This is a genomic window from Sorangiineae bacterium MSr12523, from assembly GCA_037157775.1.
GTDB lineage: Bacteria > Myxococcota_A > Polyangia > Polyangiales > Polyangiaceae > Pendulispora > Pendulispora brunnea.
The window spans coordinates 9,147,316-9,166,771 of the sequence record CP089982.1; the positions used below are offsets into that span (position 1 = coordinate 9,147,316).

The following is a 19,456-nucleotide window of genomic DNA, read 5'->3' on the forward strand; positions in this document are numbered from 1 at the left end:
TCGCTACGGCAATCTGAACGGGGGTTGTCCACCGACTTTGACAAAAGAGAGGCGGCCGCCCGGGCTGGCACCCGACGCGGCCGACACGAACGAATCATGAACAAATCTCGAATACCACATACGGCCAGGGGTGGCAAAGGTCCTCGAGACCGATACGACTCCGGAGCACGAATCCAACTATCGATATTGGGCCGAGCGGCGCTCGCCTACGTTACCCTTCTTGGATTTTTCGTTTTCCCGCTGCTTCGCGGCAGGAAGGAACCGAATGGCCTACTCGCGAGCCACGGTTACCTCGATGCGACGCAAGACCGGAATCGCATCATTCGATGGTGGCAGGCGGAGCCAGAGGCCAACATCGGCATCGCGTGCGCGGCGTCGTACCTTTGCGTCCTCGACATCGATCCTCGCAATGGGGGTGACGACACTCTTGCGAAGCTGGAATCACGGCGCCCTCTGCCCTCTACGTGGAGGGTGCTTACTCCGAGCAGAGGTATGCACTTCTACTTTCGATACTCAGGTAAGGAGGCCGTCGTAGGCACGCTCGGCGAGGACGAAGCACAAGACGAAAACGCAGAGGCTCGTGGAGCTTCTCAAGGCCTTCTGCATTCGCCGCACCCACGATCAAGTACTGGTCTCCGTAGACGCGTCCGGTGTAGCAGTTCCCATCACGTCCAGAGCATTCATCGAGCAGGTGCGCAAAGCGTATTTCGCAACCTACCAAGACGGCGCCCCTCGAAGCGCCGTCGAGGAGGCCATCGGCTACCTCGACTCGGACGTCCCCGAGACCGACGTGACGCCCGATCCGTCGCCCGACGCGCCGGGCGAGCAAGCGGCTTCGGCTTCTCAGCTCCTCGTCGAGATCGCGCGCACGAAGACGGAGCTTTTCCGCGACGAGCAGGATGTTGCAACGCAACCATCATCCAGAACGAAAGGGGCGAAACAGTCAAGCTCCGCTCCAACAAGTTTCGCTCCTGGCTCAATTGGGAGTTCTACCGGGACTTTGGAAAGGTCCCCGGCGGACAGGCAAAGGCCGATGCGTTGGGCACGCTCGAGGGCCTAGCGGTGCACGAGGGCCCCCGGTGCGGGGTCCATCGGCGCACCGCGGAGGCGGGCAACACGATCTGCATCGACCTGGGCAATGACGCGCGCGAGGTCGTCGAAGTGACGAGCGAGGGGTGGCGTATCGTCACGGAGACGCCCATCAAGTTCGTCCGACCGAAGACGCTGCACGCCCTCCCTCGTCCCGTCTCGGGCGGCACCGTCGATGAATTGAGAACCTTCTTCAACTTGAAGGAGGACTTCCACTTCAAGCTACTCGTCGCTTGGCTGATCGCCGCGCTCCGCCCGCATGGCCCCTATCCGATTTTATGTCTGCAGGCCGAGCATGGTGCGGGCAAGAGCACGGCCACGCGGTTCGCACGCGAGCTCGTTGATCCCAACCCTTCGCCGATTCGCTCGGCCCCGCGGGAGATGCGTGACCTGGCGATCGAGTGCAATAGCTCGCACGTGCTGGCGTACGACAACCTAGGTGGGCTTCCGGTTTGGCTCTCGGACGCCCTATGCCGCGTCTCGACGGGTGGCGGGTTCGCAACTCGGGGACTCTTCACCGACGACGAGGAGGTCATCTTCGACTTCGCGATGTACCTGGACGGGAACTCCTTGTCCGCGATCGCGAAAAAGCTGAATGAAGATGCGGTCACGCCATCGCGCGTGCACGTGGAGAGCCGGCGGACGGGGTGGAAGGACTCCACCATCCGTGCCGTCCTGCACAATGAAACCTACGCGGGCAAGTGGCGATACAAGTCCCGCGAATGGCGCAAGCTTCCAGGAACGAACAAGCGCCAGCCTCGCTACCGAACCGAGAACGAGGTCATCACCCAGGAGCCCCCGCACCTGCGCATCGTCGACGACGAGATTTGGGAGGCCGTTCAAGCCCGCCTTCGTGCCGTCTCGGCGCACTACACCAAGTCGAAGGATGGCAAGCCCAAGGTTCGTTCCGCGCCGGGGCGGCGTACGTCCTACCTGTTCTCGAGCCTTCTTCACTGCGGCGCGTGCGGCGGAAAAAAGATCATCGGCGGGGGCAGCGGCGGCGCGGCCTACTACCGATGCGAGGCTTCCGCCAAGCGCGGCACCTGCACGAACCGGCTCTCCGTGCGTGAAGATGTGGTTCGCGCGAGCCTCCTCGACGAGCTACGCCATCGCCTGGCCTCGTCCGACGGCATCGCCTACGCGCGCAAGCGCATCGCCGAGCGCCTGGGCGAGTTCGAACGCGAACGCGACACCGAGCGTCGGGAGAAGCGAGCGCGGCTCGAGAAGGTCGAGCAGCGAATCCACAAGCTGGTCGACTTCATCGCGGAGGGCCACGCCATTGGCGCCACCGCCAAGTCGGTCGCCGAGCAGCTCGGAACCCTGGAGCGCCAAGCCGACGCGGAGCGCAAGGCCCTCGCGGTCCTCAACAGCAGCTCCAACGCGCCCGTGAAGCTTCCGCCGCCAGACGAGATGCTCTCGCTCCCGACCTGGAACGCCGCATCACCGCCGACGTCACCCGAGGTCGCGAGGAGCTCCGTCGGCTCTTTCGAGACGGGCGCATCGCTCTGCTCCCGCAGCCGGCTCCCCCTACGTGGCCCGCTCCGCGCTGCTCCCGATGGCGCCAAAATGCAAACCGCCCTCCGAGGCGGACCAGGGAGGGCGATAAACAGTGTTCTCAGTTGCGCGGGTAGGATTTGAACCTAACTTTTTCCGATCGATCTGGCCTTTTCTCGACAGATCTAGGGGGTTTCGTTTCGCGAAGGTCCGAGAAGGGGTCGAAATACCCCCGAGATCGGGAGGCATTTGGACCAGGATTTGGTCCAAATGGACGTCGAGCGGTGCGCTGTCGCGCTCGGCACAAACCTACCTGCGTCGGAGAGTGCCTTGCTTGAGCTTTGGGGTGCAGCTCGCTCGTCGCGAGGAGAACAGCCTCGTCCCTCGGACTGGGGAGACGAATCGCTTCGAGCACGCGATGATGGAAGGCGGGCCGCTCATCAGCAGGCGCATCCGCCGCGCATGAGGAGAGCGAGGTGCCTCGCGCGTCTGCCCATGGTCACGCCTGCGCCCTAAGGCGTGCACAACTCAGGGTCCCGCGCCGCAAGGGCGGAGGGTGCCTCACCGGGTTGACCTCACCGCTTGGATGTGATCCGCACCGGACCGCCCGCAGTCGCATAGGTCGATGACTTAGTGAGCGGAGCAACGCTGGCCGGTCTAGGACGCGCCCACGATCCGGCGTCCGACTAACGAAGCGCCCAGGCTACGGCCCGCCGTTGATCGTGAGGGTCAAGAGCGCGTAGTCTCTCTCACCGCTCAGATGACGGCTACTCGCGCCACACCAGAAGCCCAGGCCACGAAAGATGCTTAAGACCGTACGCGACGCGTGCAAACCCCACCGGATGGCCCTTGAGTTCTCACTCGCAGAACAGATTGAGGATCTCGCCGACTTGATCGAGAAGGCTGGTGATGGAGGAGCCTTTTTCGAGAAGAACCATATCACAGCAGGTATGCGGCAGCTCTTCGAAATGGGTCTGCGGCGCCTTGCCGGCCGCTCCGACCAGGCAGTCTTCGAGCTCACGCAGGCGATGGGCGGCGGTAAGACCCATTGCATGATCGCCTTCGGCATCGTGGCGCGCGACGAGCACGTCAGGCAGAAGGTCGTTCCGGAGATTGCAAGCGGCGACCCCTTCGGGCGGGCGCGTGTTGTCGCATTCACCGGCAGGAACTATCCCGATCACTTCATTTGGGGCGAGATTGCCCAGCAGTTGGGAAAGGCTGATGCGTTCAGAAAGTTCTGGCAGGATGGCCCGAAAGCTCCCGACGAGCGCGCGTGGGTCGATTTGATTGGAGAAGACCCCACGCTCATCCTCCTGGACGAGCTACCACCGTACTTCGACAACGCCATCACGCGGACAGTTGGCGGTGGGACTCTCGCCCAGGTCGCGACGGCCGCTTTGTCAAATCTCTTCTCGGCCGCTCTTAAGCTGCCGCGCCTCTGCATCGTGATCTCGAACCTCAGCGGCACGTATGAAGGCGCATCCAAGGATCTTCGTAAGGCGGTCAAGAACGTCGAGCAGGAAGCTCGCCGCCAGGCCAAGCCCATAACGCCCGTCGAACTCGGCGGCGATGAAGTTTACCAGATTCTAAAGAAGCGCCTCTTCGAGACGCTGCCGGGCGAACGAGATGTCGAGGATGTCGTGCAGGCATACGCGGGGGCGATCAAGGAGGCGGAAAAGGCCAAGTCCATCGCGAAGAGCGCGGAGCAGATCGCCGATGAGATTCGCGGATCCTATCCGTTCCATCCGTCGATCAAAGATATTATCGCGCTCTTCCGGAACAACGAAGGGTACCGGCAGACACGCGGCTTGATGCAGTTCGTGTCGAAGGCGATCCGGTCAGTCTTCAATCGAGAAGCGAACGACGTCTACTTGATCGGCTTGCAGCACCTCGACCTGAACGACGGCGAAGTGCGCGACGAGATAATTCGTATCGCCGACCTCCGCGGCGCCATCGCAACGGATATTGCGGCTGGGGGGAGCGCGCACGCCGAGACCATTGACGCTCAGATGCAGAACGACGCCGCTTCCCAGGTGGCGGCGCTGCTGCTCTCCGCGTCGCTTTCGACCGCAATCGACGCCGTCAGGGGGATGACGAAGCAGCGGCTCCTGGAGCGCCTGATTTCGCCGCATCGGTCCGTCCTAGAGTTCGCGGAGGCATTCGACCATCTTCGGCGTGACGCCTGGTACCTCCACCGGGACGAGAGCGACGCCTACTATTTCTCGAACGTCGAGAACCTCACGAAGCGACTCTCGACAGAAGCAGATCGCGCACCTCAGAACAAGGTCGACGCCGAGATGCGCCGCCGACTGGAGCGAATCTTCGAAGCGAAACGCAAGACCGCTTACCAGGAGCTGATGGCCCTACCGATGCTCGACGAGGTTAGGCTCGACGGACCTCGCGTCCTTCTCGTGCTCAGCCCCGACACGAAGGACCCTCCGGAGGTTGCCGCGCGCTTCTACGAGACTGTCGTTCAGAAGAACAACGTCTGCATCCTCGCGGGAGATGGATCCGACCTGAGCAACCTCGAAGAGAAGACTCGCATGCTATACGCCGTCGCGAAGCTCCAGGATCAACTGCCGAAGACATCACCTCACCAGGAGGAGCTACGCGAACGGTTCGAGACGGCAGAACAGGAGTACAATGCGACCGTCACCGCCACGTTCAACCGCATCTGGTACCCGTCGGCGCGGGGACTCGTGGCAACGAAGCTCGCTATGCAGTTCACCGAGAACCGCTTCGACGGGGAAGAGCAAGTCGAGAAGGCCCTTGCCGCGACTGGCGTAAGCAAACTGGTTCTAGAAATCGAAAAGGACGCGCCCGGCCTCATCTCGCGTGCGGAGGACGTCATCTGGCCGGACAACCAGAAGCGCGTCCCGTGGCGCGACATCCGCGCGCGTGCGCTCGCCGTTCCGCGTTGGATCTGGCTGCCGAACAACGGGCTCGAAGCTCTCCGGAAGATCGCGGAACAGCGAGGCATTTGGAAGTACACCGAGGACGGATACATTGAGAAAGGCCCCTTCGAAAAGCCGAGGACGTCGGTACACATCATTGAGCGCGGCTACAGCGAGGAGACTGGAACAGCCACGCTCGAAGTCATCGCCAAGAACGCGGGCAAGGCGGCGCAGATCTTCTGGGACACGAATCCCGGAGTTACGAAGAAGAGCCACCGCCTCACCGAGCAGAAACACACGACGAATGCGACTCGCCTCTGGTTCCTCGCCATCGATCCCTCGGGCGAGCACGAGCCAGGGCCGCCCGAGACCTGGTCAAATCGACTGACCATCACTCACCAGCCGCGTGAAGGCGTCGGCAGCCGTACAATCGAACTGCGAGTCGTGCCGCGAGGCACGATTAAGTACACGCTCACCGGCGCAAACCCCGCCGAGGGCATTTCGTATAACTCTCCCATCGAAGTCGGGACCTCAGAGGTAACGCTCTACTGCTACGCGGAAGACCAGGGCGTTTCGGCCCGGCGCAACTTCACGATTCCTCGCGCCGGGAACGCCGAGGTTCACATCGATCCGTCACGGAAGGCTAAGCTCAAGAAGCGCGTCGACGCCCCCGGCACACCGGACACATTCAGGCTCGTGGCCCGTGCAAAGCAGGTCGGTGCTCGTCTGACCGGAGCGACGGTCGAGGTCGGGAGAGGTGCAAGGAACGCTTCGCTGCGGTTCGGTAGCGAGACGATTGTTACCGCCGATCATATTGAAGCTGTCATCGCGTCGCTTCGTGCGGCGCTGGCCGACGACATGGCCGAAGTCAGAGTGACCGCACGGGAGATCGACTTCACGAGCGGCCACGACCTCAGCGAGTTCGTCAAGGAGTGGGGCCTACAAGTCGGCGCCAACGAGGTGGAGCAGTGAAACTGAAGCAGGCCACTCTCGGCTTCGGGTGTCCGGACAGCGTCGATCCGCACCACATCGTCGTCACAATTCCTCGCGGCCGCGACAAGCCCGTGCGAATCGTAGAACACTTCGGGCTTCGTGCAGGTCACGCGGGGCTCCCTGATTTTCTCGAACGGGTCGAATTGGATCGCGCGAAGTGGACCGCAATCGCGGATATCGTCCGCCGAGTCTTTAACGAGCGCCTCAAAGAGAAGGGGCATGCCACGAGCCGCTGGGCCATCGGCGAAAACAAGGTCGAACGCCTTCTCGGCAAGGAGCTATGCGTCCTTGCATGGGCCGTCGAATACGCGCCGCTTGAGCTCGTGCCTGTCGCGATCACGAACTGGGCTGGACTCAAGCCTGAAGAGCGATGGTGGCTGTTTACCATGACCGCTGCAGCGACGGGCGGTATCGACGACGGGAACATCGGTTGGCGGAAGGCGCTCCGTTTTGCGCTCACAGAGAATCCGGTACGCGGGGAGATCGCTCCCGGGCGAGCGAAGAAGACCCGCATGCGACTGCAGGAGGATCTTCCACTCTTCCCTCTGGCAAAGGCATCGTCATGAATCACGAAATGTCTTCTGGACCGCGATCCTGGAAAGATCGTCCCTCCCTCATCGAGGTGGCGTTTCCAGCACAGAAGGTGTCCATCGAGACGCAATGTGAGCGTAAGGCAGGTGCTGGCCAAACTCTGACCGCCCTAGGAGGGTACTGGAAGGGCCGCAAGATGCTTGTCTTGGTGAGGGCATGCCTGCTGGGATCCCTCCTACCAGCGACCAACGACATAGACGCCGACCTCGAGATTTTCGAGCTTCTCATGGGAATGGACGACGACGCGTTCGCGCACCGTGTGAAACGTCTCTCCCAAGAGGATGTGAAACGGTGGGGCGGTGACCTTCGAGTCGAGCTTCTCGACGATGACGGGCGCTGGCGGGTCAAAGGGCGCGATCGTCTTCGCCTCCTCGGACGAGTACTCGCTCGAATGCCTTACAACGAGCGACTGGATCGCCGGAGCTTTCGCCCGGAGGAACTTCCGGAAAAAGCCTTCGCGGATATATGGAGTCATGTGAACGCCCACCTCGGGACAACGGCGAATTCGCACGCTGAACTCGTGGAGCAACTCGGTGTGCGCCGATTCGGCCACCGGCCACGGGTCGCCGACACGTTCTCCGGAAGCGGACAGATCCCCTTCGAAGCGGCGCGCTTAGGATGCGACGTCTTCGCAACCGACCTCAATCCCATCGCCTGCATGCTCACGTGGGGTGCGTTCAACATTGTCGGCGCGGACGATCGTTTCCGTACCGCGATCGCAAAGGCACAGAAGGAGGTCACCGAGGGCGTCGAGGCTGAAATCGTGAGCCTTGGCATCGAACACGATTCCGAAAGCAATCGAGCCAAGGCATTCCTATACTGTCTTGAAGCGAAGTGCCCCTCGGGCTGGATGGTTCCTTTGTCCGGTTCGTGGTTGATAAGCAAGAACAAGCGGACTTGCGCGCGGCTCGTTCCCAATACACGGCGCAAACGATTCGACATCGAGATAATCAACGACGCAACCGATGCTCAACTGGAAGCGTCAGTGCAAGGCACGGTCCGCCAGGGAGAAATCGTCTACTCCATTGACGGTGTTGAGCATCGTGTGCCGATACGGACGCTGCGGGGAGATCGCCAGGTCGGCGGTGTTTCGAGCAACGACCTACGGCGTTGGGAGAAAGGAGACGTCGTTCCCCGAGCCGATGACTTCTACCAGGAGCGCCTGTACTGCATTCAATGGGTGAGACCTGGCTCGGACGCCACGTTCTTCCGCGCCCCAACCGCGGCGGACTTGAAGCGGGAGCGCGTTGTCGAGAGCATCGTCGTGGAGAACCTCCATTCCTGGCAGGAGGCTGGTCTTGTCCCGGACATGCCAATCGAACCTGGCGAGAAGACCGATGAGCCGATTCGCACGCGCGGCTGGACTTATTGGCATCACCTCTTCATGCCGCGCCACCTCCTCCTTTGGGCGTGTACGCTGAAAGCGATTCGGGCGCAGCCGGACGAGAGTGTCGTTGGGGCTCTCTTGTGTCTGTTTACAGGCGCCCTCGACAAATCGTCCAAGCTTAGTCGCTGGCGCGTTGGCCATGCTGGTCGCCCGGGCGTTGCCCCGGCGGGCGACTACCCGGAGCAGGTCTTCTACAACCAGGCTCTCAACGTATTCCCGAACTATGCGGCTCGGTCTTGGTATGCGCTCAGGCCGATCGTTTCCGAGCTACCCGGCCAGGCAGCCGTAGTTGGCACGGCGAACGTTCGAACAGCATCCGCTGCGGAGCTAGACGTGCCTATCGACATTGGTATCACGGACCCTCCTTACGCCGACGCGGTAGCCTACGACGAGATCACGGAATACTTCATCGCGTGGCTACGAAGAAGGCCTCCTGCTCCATTCAGAGACTGGATCTGGGATAGTCGACGCGATCTGGCGATTCGCGGTCGCGGCGAAGCGTTTCGGCGAGAGATGGTCCGCGCCTACAGCGCTCTCGCTGCTCACATGCCGACTGACGGGATTCAGATCGTCATGTTTACGCACCAGGACGCAAAGGTTTGGAGCGATATGGCGGGCATCTTCTGGGGCGCTGGCCTGCGCGTCACCGCCGCGTGGTACATCGCGACGGAGACAACCTCGGAACTCAAGAAAGGGGGATACGTTCAGGGGACGGTCATCCTCGTTCTTCGGAAGCGGGGCGATGCGAAAAAGGCGTACAAAGACGAACTCGTGTTGGAGATCCGCGACGAGGTCGCCCGACAGATCGACACCATGATCGGTCTGAACCAGCGTACGCGAACGCACGGCCGATCCGAAAATCTGTTCGAGGACGCTGATCTCCAGATGGCAGGCTACGCCGCAGCTCTTCGCGTGCTCACAGCGTACACGCAGATCGACGGATTGGACATGACGCGGGAAGCGCTACGGCCTCAGGACGAAGGCGAGGCGTCGGTCATCAACGAGTTGATCGAGTTCGCGGTGGCGATCGCGAACGAACATCTCGTACCCGACGGATTGGAACCGAAGGTCTGGGAGCGCCTCGTAGGCGCAGAACGCTTCTATCTGCGCATGCTCGACCTGGAAGCGACTGGGCTCAAGAAACTCGACAACTACCAGAACTTCGCGAAGGCGTTTCGCGTCAGCGAGTGGCAGTCGCTGCTGGCGAGCACGCGACCGAACGACGCCCGACTCAAGTCGGCGAGGGAGTTCAAGCGCGCGGAGTTCGGGCCATCGGACTTCGGCTCGTCCCTGTTGCGGGCGGTGCTGTTCGCCGTTTTCGAGATCGAGACGGAGGTCGAGACCGACGAGGTCATGAGCCACCTGCGCGACAACGTGAAGGGCTACTTCCAACGCCGGCCGGAGGTGATCGCACTCGCGGACTATCTTGCGGGCAAGCTCGCCACTAACCAACCTGACGAAGCGGCGGCGGCTCGCGTCCTCCGCGATCTCGTGAAGGGGGAGCGGCTTGGGGCATGATTCGACGCTTCTCATCCCGGCACGGTCGCCTCGACCATCTCTTCCTTCGGGAGAAGCTGCGTGGCGCGAAACGATATTTCCGGATTGCTGGCTACTTCCGTAGCTCGCTTCTGGAGCTGATCCACGAAGAACTGAAGAGCATCGACGAGGTTCGCGTCGTCTGCAACAGCGACCTCGACCCGCGCGATATCTCCGCCGCGCGGACGGCGGAACAGCAAGCGATGGCGCTGAAGGAGAAGTGGTCGGAGCGCCCACCTGAAGCCGATAGTCTTCTTGGACGCGACCGTTACAAGAAGCTTCATGAGTTGCTCGTTCGCGGAAATCTGCAAGTCCGCGTTGTCGGGAAGGCCGCAACGCCGTTCGTTCATGGGAAAGCGGGTGTCATCGACGGGCGCGATGGTTCGTCGACGGCGTTCATGGGAAGCAACAATGAAACGCGCGAGGGTTGGCGCGAGCACTACGAGCTTCTCTGGGAGGACGACTCGCCCGAGGCGATCGCGTGGGTGCGGGAAGAGTTCGAGTACCTCTGGTCACAGGGCGTGCCCTTGCCACGCGCGATTATCGAGGAGGTCGACCGCTGCGCCCGGCGCGTAGAGTACCGCAGCGTCGAGGAATGTCCGCCGGAATCGATTGCAGCGGCGACGATGGCGGAGGCGCCGATCTATTCACGCGGCGAGGCTCTCATGCCGTGGCAGCGGGCATTCACCGGGATGTTTCTGGAGCACCGAGACTACTTCGGTGCGACGCGAATGCTACTCGCCGATGAGGTCGGCCTGGGCAAAACCCTATCGCTTGCCACGTCGACCGTTCTCGCATGTCTCCTCGGGGATGGACCGGCGCTCATCCTGTGCCCAGCGACGTTGACGCAACAGTGGCAAGTTGAGCTCTGGGACAAGCTGGGCGTTCCGTCAGCGGTATGGACCTCCAAAAAGACATGGCTTGACCACACCGGGCACCACATTCGGACCCGTGGCCCGGAGGACGTCGCCCGTTGTCCGTACCAGATCGGCATCGTTTCCACAGGGCTCATCTTCCACCGCACCGACGAGCGGCACCACCTCCTTAGGAAGCGGTTTGGCACGCTCGTCTTGGACGAGGCACATCGTGCCCGTCGGGCGGGTGGCACGGGACGGACCGCCGGCCAGCCGAACAATCTTCTCGATTTCGTGCGCGAATCCGCAAAGAATGCGAGGCACGTCCTTCTTGGAACGGCGACACCGATACAAACGGAGGTTGGCGAGCTTTGGGGCCTGCTCGATGTGCTCGGTCAAGGCGCCGAATACGTGCTTGGGCGTGCGGGCAGCCTATGGCACACACCTAGCCGCGTGCTCGGCTTCATTACGGGTGCGAAGGCCGTCGAGGACGAAGGTGAGTGTTGGGATTTAATCAGGAACCCACTGCCACCGCGTGACGAGGACGCTCTCTTCGACCATATTCGCACCGACCTTGGGCTGAACGATGAGGACCACTTCACGAGCCGGCCGCGGTACGAGTTAGCAGAGTTCACGCGCGAGGAGCTGCTCGAGCGGACGACCCAGCATCGAGACGGGCTCGCGTTTTTCCAGCAACACAACCCAATGGTGCGGCATACAGTCCTACGCAAGCGGAAGGTTCTGGAAGCGAAGGGGCTACTGCCGAGAATCGCCGTCGACATCCATCCGATCCCGGAGCACCCAAAGCCTTTCTTCGTTGGCCTCGGCCTTTTGACCAGTCCGCCGATAGACGCCGCGTACAATGCGGCTAAGAAGTTTACCGATTTGCTCAAGCACCGCACGCGCTCAGCCGGATTCATCGAGGGCCTGCTTCTGTTGCGGATCTGTTCGAGCCTCGCGGCGGGACTCGCGACCGCCCGGAAGCTGCTAGGAGGCAAAAACCCCAACGAGGAGGACGAGGACGAGGACGCCAATCACGAGGAGCTATCGAGCCTGACCGACGCTGAGCGCGAAGCTCTTGAGGAGGTGGTCGAGCATCTACGCGTACACCCAGTGGATCCGAAATTCGAAGCAGTCCTGCACTATCTTATTGATGAGCATTGGCTCGACCACGGATGCATTATCTTCAGCCACTACTATGACACGGCGCGATGGGTTGCTGAGAGGCTCGCGGAAAAGCTACCTTCCGAGCCGATCGCTCTCTACGCAGGTGCGGATCGAAGCCGCATGCTTCGAGGAGATCAGCATGTTCACGTGGAACGCGAGAGTATCAAGAGCGCCGTCAAGGAGCGGGAGGTTCGCTTGGTCGTCGCGACGGACGCAGCGTGCGAAGGCTTGAATCTGCAAACGCTCGGCACCTTGATCAACGTGGATCTCCCATGGAATCCGTCACGCCTCGAGCAGCGGATTGGCCGCATCAAGCGCTTCGGGCAGGCCCGGGACAGTGTTGACATGCTGAACCTGGTCTATCAGGGCACGAGGGATGAAGAGGTCTACGACCGGCTTTCCTCCCGCATGCGGGACCGGTACGACGTCTTTGGCGCTCTACCCGACGTAATCGAGGACGACTGGATCGATCACATCGAGACGCTCGACGATAAGCTCACGGAGTTCATCGAGAAGAAGCGCCGCGCAAACGCGTTCGACATCCGATACGCGGACACGGTCGAACCGAAGGGAGAGCCTTGGGAGAAGTGCGCCCAGGTGCTCTCCCGACGCGACGTCATCGAGCGACTCTCGCGAGGTTGGTGACACACGTCAAAGGGTCAATCCGATGGCCGAGTGGCACTGGGCTCGGCGTCGTTGCGATAGTGCTTCGTAAGCTTGCCGTCCTTGGTGTAGATCCCAGCTCGGACCGCAACCTGGAACAGCTCCGCGGCTGTCATCGCTTCAAGCTCCGCGAGCGCGCGACGACGTCTACGTGTCATCTCGTCCAGTCCCGGAGCCTCGGGGTCGAGAGTGGGCTTGAACTTGCGGCGCTTCATGGCTTCTCCGCTATTGTGGGCCGGAAGACGCCTACGATGCAAGCCGAGTTCCTCACTGCAAGCTGAATGTGGCTCTGCTCGCGGATACCGCTCCCATCAAAGGCGGGATCGCCCTCGACAAAGCCGCACCGAACCGTGTCGTAGCGTATCCTCTTCGTGCCCTCAAGAAAACCCAAGTAAAAGTTCAGAACGGCGCAGTCGAGACGCCGCAGCTTCTTGTCGGGTGTTCCGCCGCCGTTCTCGGGCAGCGCGGTCTCTTGGTCGTCATGGATCTTCTTCAGCATCGCGTGGGCAAGCCGCAGCTCCTTGGTAAACTTCGTATCCATGAGATCAAAGCAATTCCCGAGCTGAATAAGCGCACCCACGACCGCAGGCGTCCGCACCTTCTTGCGCTTCTTCTGGTCCTCGGCGAACTTCATGGCTCGATCGGCGCCGTACTCCCAAAAGTAGATCCCCTCCCCGAGCCAGTCGTAGTCGTTCTGGCTTTTCTGGAAGGACTCGCCTCGCAAGATTCGCTCAGCAACCTTCGCGTCGCAACCGTGATAGGCGATGATCGTTCGATCGTACTTCATCTCCAAAGCGCAGCGTACAACGGACGCCCCTCGCGTTGCGAAGCGACGATGCGCGCTCACGGCCTGCATGCCGTCGCCCCGTCACGCCCTTTCGCCATCAACTCGTAGGTGTCCCTTTCCCGCGCTTACTCGGGTAGGAATCGGCCCTACGCCTTCGTCAGGCGGTCTGGTGGACCAGCCAACGGTAGTTTCCGTAATTTCTCGGATTCAGCGGGCGGGATCCGCCTGTCCTTTCGTACGGCTCCAGAAAAACTTTGGACCAGCGATTGGACCGCACGAAGAGAAAAACTTGGTTTTCGCCGGGGTTTCTGAGTCGCGCCGGTAGGATTTGCACCTAACTCGGACGCTTTCATCCAGCAATTTTCTCGATGAATCTTACGATTTGAACTTACTGGAATGAGGAAGGACTACGCGGAAGAGAAGACTCGTGTCAGCACTGCCGACACAATTGGCGTAGCCGTCCCCAGATGTACCGAAGGGCTCGCAAAGAGACGCTGACGCGAGTCGATCGCCACCGCGATCACCGTCCGAATTGAGCCGTCTTAGGGCGTTTGGTGGTCGTCGTAACTCGCGAGCTCAGCGAAGGTGACGCGTGCGCGTCCGGATCGACCCCCCTCGCATGCCCTCATCGACGACTCGATTTCACGTCGAAGGTTTGGACCAAAAAACTACCCGGAAGGGGCAGTTTGGACCAAGCATTGGACCAGTTAAAGTACAAAACCCCGGTTTTCACCGGGGTTTCTGGGGTTGCGCGGGTAGGATTTGAACCTACGACCTTCGGGTTATGAGCCCGACGAGCTACCAGGCTGCTCCACCGCGCGACAATGTTTCGTTCGTGACAGGGGCGCACCTTACTCACCCCAACGGCAGTGTCAACACTCATGCGTGCACGCCTGCCGTTTTTCAGCGATGATCAGTCTGCCTTCCATGAAGTAAGCTTGGTTCTCGAGCCGTTTCTCGCGGCTCTCTCCTGCGACGCATCCCATCCCGCGACGCGCCCCACCCGCAACGCGCCCCTGCAACGTCCCTACGCGCCATGAGTAAGCCCGTTCCCCCGCCACTGCCGCCCCGTGCGCGTAAAGCCACGGCGGCCGCGCCCCCGGCGCCTCCCGTGAGGGCGCCGGTGCCGGCTGCCGACGGGACGATGTCGACGATGCAGAAGCTGCTGCTCGCCGATGCCGCGCTTGCACTTCGCGATGAGCAGATTGCTGCCCGGGTGGTGCACTACAAAGCCGAGCTCGCGACGAGCCCGGAGCTGGATCGCATCACGGAACAAGTCGTGGCCGAGCTGCAGGAACTCCAGAGAATCAGCCGGGCTTCGCTGCCCGGGCCGGTCTCCTCCGGCGCCCCTCTTTCCGACCGGGACAAGGCGCAGCTCGAAATCGAGCTGATTCAGAGCCTCAAGACCATGCTCTCGCGGGTTTTTCGCAAGGATAAGCTCGCTAGCGTTATCGAGCGGAAGGTGGGCGAAGCCTCGAAGCGCTTTGCGCGGCTCTTTTTCGAAAGCGAGCTCCACGAGAAGCTGCGCGGGTCGACCACCGAGATCAAGACCATGCGCCAGGCGGAGCAGGCTCTCTACTACGCACTGATGCGAAATCAGGACAGTGTGGTGAAACAACTGGAGTCGTTCGACTACGACAGTCCGGAACTTCTCACCCGCTCCAAGGAGATGCTCGCGGAGTGGATGAAGAACCTTCGCCACGAGTTCCTCGGCCGGACGACCCCCGAGCTCAATGCCCTGGTGTCGCTTTTCAACGAAGGGCTCACGAAGTTCTTCACCCACGAACTTCCGCCCTCCACCGGCGAGCTCGCGTGGGAGGTCGTCAAGGAAGCGCGCTTGCGCGATGCGCAGACCCGCGCCGGGTATAAAATTGCGGCCAACGCGTTCCCGGCGTTTCGGCAGGCGTTCGAGCGGCGGTTCCTGCAGCGGCTCGTGCCCTTTGCCGAGGACGAGATGCTCAAGAAAGTGCGCGAGAGCCAGGGGAAGTTCCGCACGGAGACCATCCGCTTCGTCGCCGATCCGCGCATCTTCAGCGATGTCTGCGAGCTCGTTTGCGACGCGGTGTACGACTACCTCTACAACGACGGCTTCCTCGACCTGCCGCCGGACTGGCGCGCGCGCCTCCGCGGCGCGTAACCGCGCGCACGCCTCCGCGGCGTAACGCGGCTCGTCACAAAATGAAAAACCCGCCGCACTCACGAAGAGCGCAGCGGGCTGTTCGCCCCTAGTCCGTCACTGCCCCGCGCGCGCCGCGGGCGGGTTCGACGCGGGGGGCGTCACGAAAGGGACGTCGCCCTTGAAGCCTTGGGCCTTGTCGCGCACGGCTTCGACCGCGTCTTTACAGGCATCGCGCAGTTCCTCGTCGACGGCGGACTGAGGGGCCGGAAGATTGGGCTCCAAGTACAAGTCGCACGACATGACCGTGAAGCGCTCGTCGATCTGCCGCATTTTCAGCTGGATGTGCATGTCCTTGATGTTGCCGCGCACGAAGCGGCCTTCGACCATCTCGACGCCGGGCGCGGGGACCTGCGGGGGACCGAAACGCGACACGTACCAAATCGAGAGCAATCCCTTCATCACGGGCACTTGGAAGTACACGTCGGTGTTGCCACCCTCTTTACCGACCATCCGCGACTGTTTGAATTTGCCGCCGGCGAGATCCTTGTAATGCGAGAAGTCGAGAACTTGGGTGCGCACGTTTGCGAGCGGGGCCTGCACGAGTGTTTCAGCGTGGCCGTATCGTTCCTGGCGACCCGGAGGATTCCAATTCCACTTCAGCGTGTGGCCTGCGGAGTTCAGGCGATCGAGCTGCGTATCCTCACTCGCAGCATCCGCATGTGAGGGAGCGCACAGTGAAACCGCTGCCACAGCCGCGAACGGTAGGAGCCAACGAGCGTGAAGGAGTTGCGACACGAAAGACCTCTTCGATGGGTGTAATTCGGGGGAAAACGATGCGTGTTCGCATCGCTCCAATTTATCTAAGCAGCGCGTATGCCACCGCGGCCGTCGGCGCCCTCACCCCCGTCCCTTTCCCCTGCAAAGGGACCTCGAAGAATGACACCAAATCGCCGGACCGCAAGCGTGCGCCGGTGCTTAGGTCGGTCGCATAAAGCGGGCACGGCCCTCGGTGATCCACCACTCGTGGTACCGAGCTTGGGCGCGATCCCGATCGCGCTTCGGCAAGTCGTCGTAATAGCCGAAGTACTCTTTCGTGATCGCCTTCAGCTCTTCGCCCGCCGCACGGCGAATCACCTGCGAATCGTGCACGAGCGCATCGATGAGCCACTCGATGCGATCGCGCGACGAGTTCGCATTCCACCACTGCGTCCAACGCCGTGTGTCGCGCGCGAAGTCCTGGCGCGCCACGACAAGAAGCGCACGACGCGCTGCGACAGCGATGTCCTCGGAGTCGTCGTTGAGCACCGCGATGAACGTCGGCACGGCGAGAGGCTCGCGGATCTCCTCGAGCACCTCGAGCATCGTGAGCCGCTTCTTCGAGTCCACCGTGGGATCGCGCACCACGCGGCCGAGCTCGCGCGCCGTTTCCTCACCGTGCTGGCGCGCCATACCCGCCGTGGCCCAACGCGCCGCACGGCGGACGCGATCGCTCACGTCGAGAAGGCGCGTGACCAGCCGCGGAATGGCATCCACGTAGGCGAGCTCACGCAAGAGGAACGTCGCCCAATAGCGCTTCTCCTCGTTGCGTGAGTCGACGTGCTCGAGCACCCACGGGAGGGCCACACGCCGCTGCATGGCAATGAGGCGCAACACGGGCCCGCAGGTGCTCGCCATGGGGAGCTCGCGCTCGTTCGCGGAGGGCTCTCGCACAATCGGTCCGGGAAAGCGCGCCATCAACACGGGCATCGCTTGGTGCCCTTCGCGAAGCAGCTCTCCCTCGGCGTAATCGTCGTCGCCGGTCTGGATGTAGCGCTCGACCAAGAGCTCGAGCTCGCGCGACACGTCGACGATGACCGATGGCAACGCCTCGGCATCCGCGTGCGGCACCGGCGGTGTCCGCGGCGGCACCACGATGTCCATCAGCGCCGCCTCGCGCGCACGCTGCTCGTCCTCGGCGTCGGATACGTGGACGCTCTCGACGTCGGCCGCGTCGGAGAAGATTTCCTCCTCGTCCGGGCTCACGACCCGCGCCGCGGATGCCGCGGACGCGACCGCCGTGACTGACGCGACGGCCGCAACCGGCTCGGGCGGCTCTTCGACGGGCGCCGGCGCTTCTTCCGCCACCGCAGCCACCGGCGTGAGGACCACGTCGTCCCACCCCGATTCGCTGTACGAAATGCGCTCCGGCTCCGGCTCGGGTGCCGCCGCCTGCACGGCCTCGGTCTCCTGGGCCGCCTCGGTCTCTTGGGTCTCCTCGACCTGCTCCGGCTCTTCGAGCGGCGCGCTCTGCGCAACCTCGTCCTCGTACTCGTCTTGCCGTGCACCCGCCGGTCGCGGCGCCGACGGCGGAGGCGTGGACGTGCTCGCGCGGATGGTCGCCGCACCCGAAAAGAGCGCCCGCCCGAGGGCCTCGGCACGCAGCGCGCGCTCCTGAGCCGACGGCGTTTTCAGCCCACGCTTCGACAGCACCAGGTTCGGATCCGTGATCCGCCCTGCGCCTCCGCCCGCGCCCCCCGCACCGGAGAAGCCGCCGAGCTTCTTCTTCAGGATCATCCGCTCGAGCGTCTGCCCCGCGAGCAGCGCAAACGTCGACACGTCCGCCACCGCATCGCGGTCGATGTCCAAATCTCCAGCATCGCCATACAGCGCCGCCACCACGCGCGAACGCACCACCAGCGGCACGCACATGATCGTGTGCTGCGTCGGCCGCTCCAGATCCTTCAACAGAACCCCATCGAGCCCATTCAGATCGGGCTTGGCCACGATGGGCGCCCGAATGTCGCGCGCGGAGGCGAGGATGCTCGGCAAATCGAGAGGCACCCCGATGCCCGCCACCCGATCGCGCGAGGCACCCGGGCCAAACGACTCACGGCCCTCGGCCAAATCCGTGTGCACGATGAACATCGCCGAGTAATCGAAGTACTGCCGTGCGAAATCGAAAAAGAGGTCCATCAGGTGGTCGCGGTCGGCCACATTTTCGAGCTCGGCGCTCGCCGCTTCCAAGGTGAGGGGCCCGCGACGGCGGCGGACGGGCCTCGGCATGACTGACGACTCTCGGATGAGCGTCGCCAATCGGCTCGGACTCGGCTCCGGGGGAGCCGGCGAAACCGGTCCAGCACCTACAGGCGTGGTCCGCATCGGCGGTGGGGCGACTTCCATCCTCGATTGGATGTCGCTCGGCGGAACCGATTGCCTCAGGTACGGCTCGTCAGGCTCCTCGCCCCATTCGTCGGGCAAGCGCGGTTCGATCGGAATCGTGAACACCGGAACGGGCGGCGCTGGGGGCAGGGCCACGTCGGGAATCACCGCGTGTTCGCCTGTGCGGAGCGGTGGGGCGGGCGGCTCCTCGGGCGAAGGGGCATCGCGCAACAACGGCGGAAGATCGCTCGAAATGGCCCGGCTGTCCCCGTGAAGGCGCATGAGCAGACGCTCGAGCCGGCGCTCCAGCGGCGCACCGAATTCCCGATGCAACGCCTGGCGGATGCGCACGAGCGGAGCAATCCGCTGAACGATGGGCACCCCCAGTGCGAAGTTGAGCTGCTCCTCCTCTTCCGATGCGAGGGGTTCCGATACGGCGAGCACCAGCTCGTCGCCATCGAACGAAAGCGCCAGCGGATACAGCGACCGATGCGACGCCAGCTCCGCGGGAATCATGGTGCGCGCCCGCCGTTCCGGGGCGGGGAGCTCGCCCGCCGGCGCGGGCAACAGGCCGTAGGCCTCGGCGGCGGCCCGCGTCAGCTTGCGCTCGTCGATGGCGGCCACCTCGAGCAAATTCGTGATGAAGTCTCCGCCGTAAAGAACCTGGCGCGCCAGTGCCTCCTCGACTTGGCGCATCGTCGCAATTTCGTTCTGCACGACGAACGAGCTGAGTGACATCAGGGC

10 protein-coding genes and 1 tRNA gene are annotated in these 19,456 nt (G+C 62.7%); 6 read left to right on the forward strand and 5 right to left on the reverse strand.

Features of this window, described 5'->3' with window-relative positions; genetic code table 11:
* Positions 1-1,038: 1,038 nt before the first annotated feature.
* The 5 genes from LZC95_35595 (at position 1,039) to LZC95_35615 (ending at position 12,650) form a co-directional block, all read left to right on the forward strand.
* Positions 1,039-2,727: a recombinase family protein gene (locus tag LZC95_35595; protein ID WXA91763.1), complete on the forward strand. Its 1,689-nt coding sequence runs from the start codon at positions 1,039-1,041 to the stop codon at positions 2,725-2,727.
* 659 nt (positions 2,728-3,386) lie between these two features.
* Complete coding sequence (locus LZC95_35600; GenBank protein WXA91764.1) at positions 3,387-6,449, forward strand: DUF499 domain-containing protein; 3,063 nt, start codon at positions 3,387-3,389, stop codon at positions 6,447-6,449.
* Positions 6,446-7,036: a DUF3780 domain-containing protein gene (locus LZC95_35605; GenBank protein ID WXA91765.1), complete on the forward strand. Its 591-nt coding sequence runs from the start codon at positions 6,446-6,448 to the stop codon at positions 7,034-7,036. Before LZC95_35600 ends, LZC95_35605 begins: the two co-directional genes overlap by 4 nt.
* The gene (locus LZC95_35610) at positions 7,033-9,966 is read left to right on the forward strand and encodes a DUF1156 domain-containing protein (GenBank protein ID WXA91766.1); all 2,934 of its coding nucleotides are present in this window, start codon (positions 7,033-7,035) and stop codon (positions 9,964-9,966) included. The genes LZC95_35605 and LZC95_35610 overlap by 4 nt, the downstream gene beginning before the upstream one ends.
* Positions 9,963-12,650, forward strand: coding sequence for a phospholipase D-like domain-containing protein (locus tag LZC95_35615; protein ID WXA91767.1), 2,688 nt, complete (start codon positions 9,963-9,965; stop codon positions 12,648-12,650). Before LZC95_35610 ends, LZC95_35615 begins: the two co-directional genes overlap by 4 nt.
* Positions 12,651-12,664: 14 nt before the next feature.
* Here the strand turns inward: LZC95_35615 and LZC95_35620 are convergent, their stop codons facing one another.
* The 3 genes from LZC95_35620 to LZC95_35630 all read right to left on the reverse strand — a co-directional run bounded on the left by LZC95_35620 (position 12,665) and on the right by LZC95_35630 (position 14,276).
* Positions 12,665-12,883 carry a hypothetical protein gene (locus tag LZC95_35620; GenBank protein ID WXA91768.1) on the reverse strand — a complete coding sequence of 73 codons (219 nt, stop codon included), beginning with the start codon at positions 12,881-12,883 and terminating at the stop codon, positions 12,665-12,667.
* Positions 12,880-13,455 (reverse strand): hypothetical protein, encoded by a 576-nt coding sequence (locus tag LZC95_35625; protein ID WXA91769.1) that lies wholly within the window; start codon positions 13,453-13,455, stop codon positions 12,880-12,882. Before LZC95_35625 ends, LZC95_35620 begins: the two co-directional genes overlap by 4 nt.
* A 747-nt stretch (positions 13,456-14,202) precedes the next feature.
* A tRNA-Met gene (locus LZC95_35630) sits at positions 14,203-14,276 on the reverse strand.
* Between the two features lie 215 nt (positions 14,277-14,491).
* Here LZC95_35630 and LZC95_35635 point away from each other — a divergent pair.
* Positions 14,492-15,592, forward strand: coding sequence for a hypothetical protein (locus tag LZC95_35635; GenBank protein WXA91770.1), 1,101 nt, complete (start codon positions 14,492-14,494; stop codon positions 15,590-15,592).
* Positions 15,593-15,688: 96 nt separating this feature from the next.
* Here LZC95_35635 and LZC95_35640 read toward each other — a convergent pair whose 3' ends face one another.
* Complete coding sequence (locus LZC95_35640; protein ID WXA91771.1) at positions 15,689-16,174, reverse strand: hypothetical protein; 486 nt, start codon at positions 16,172-16,174, stop codon at positions 15,689-15,691.
* Positions 16,175-16,549: 375 nt separating this feature from the next.
* Positions 16,550-19,450: a hypothetical protein gene (locus tag LZC95_35645; protein WXA91772.1), complete on the reverse strand. Its 2,901-nt coding sequence runs from the start codon at positions 19,448-19,450 to the stop codon at positions 16,550-16,552.
* Positions 19,451-19,456 lie beyond the last annotated feature (6 nt).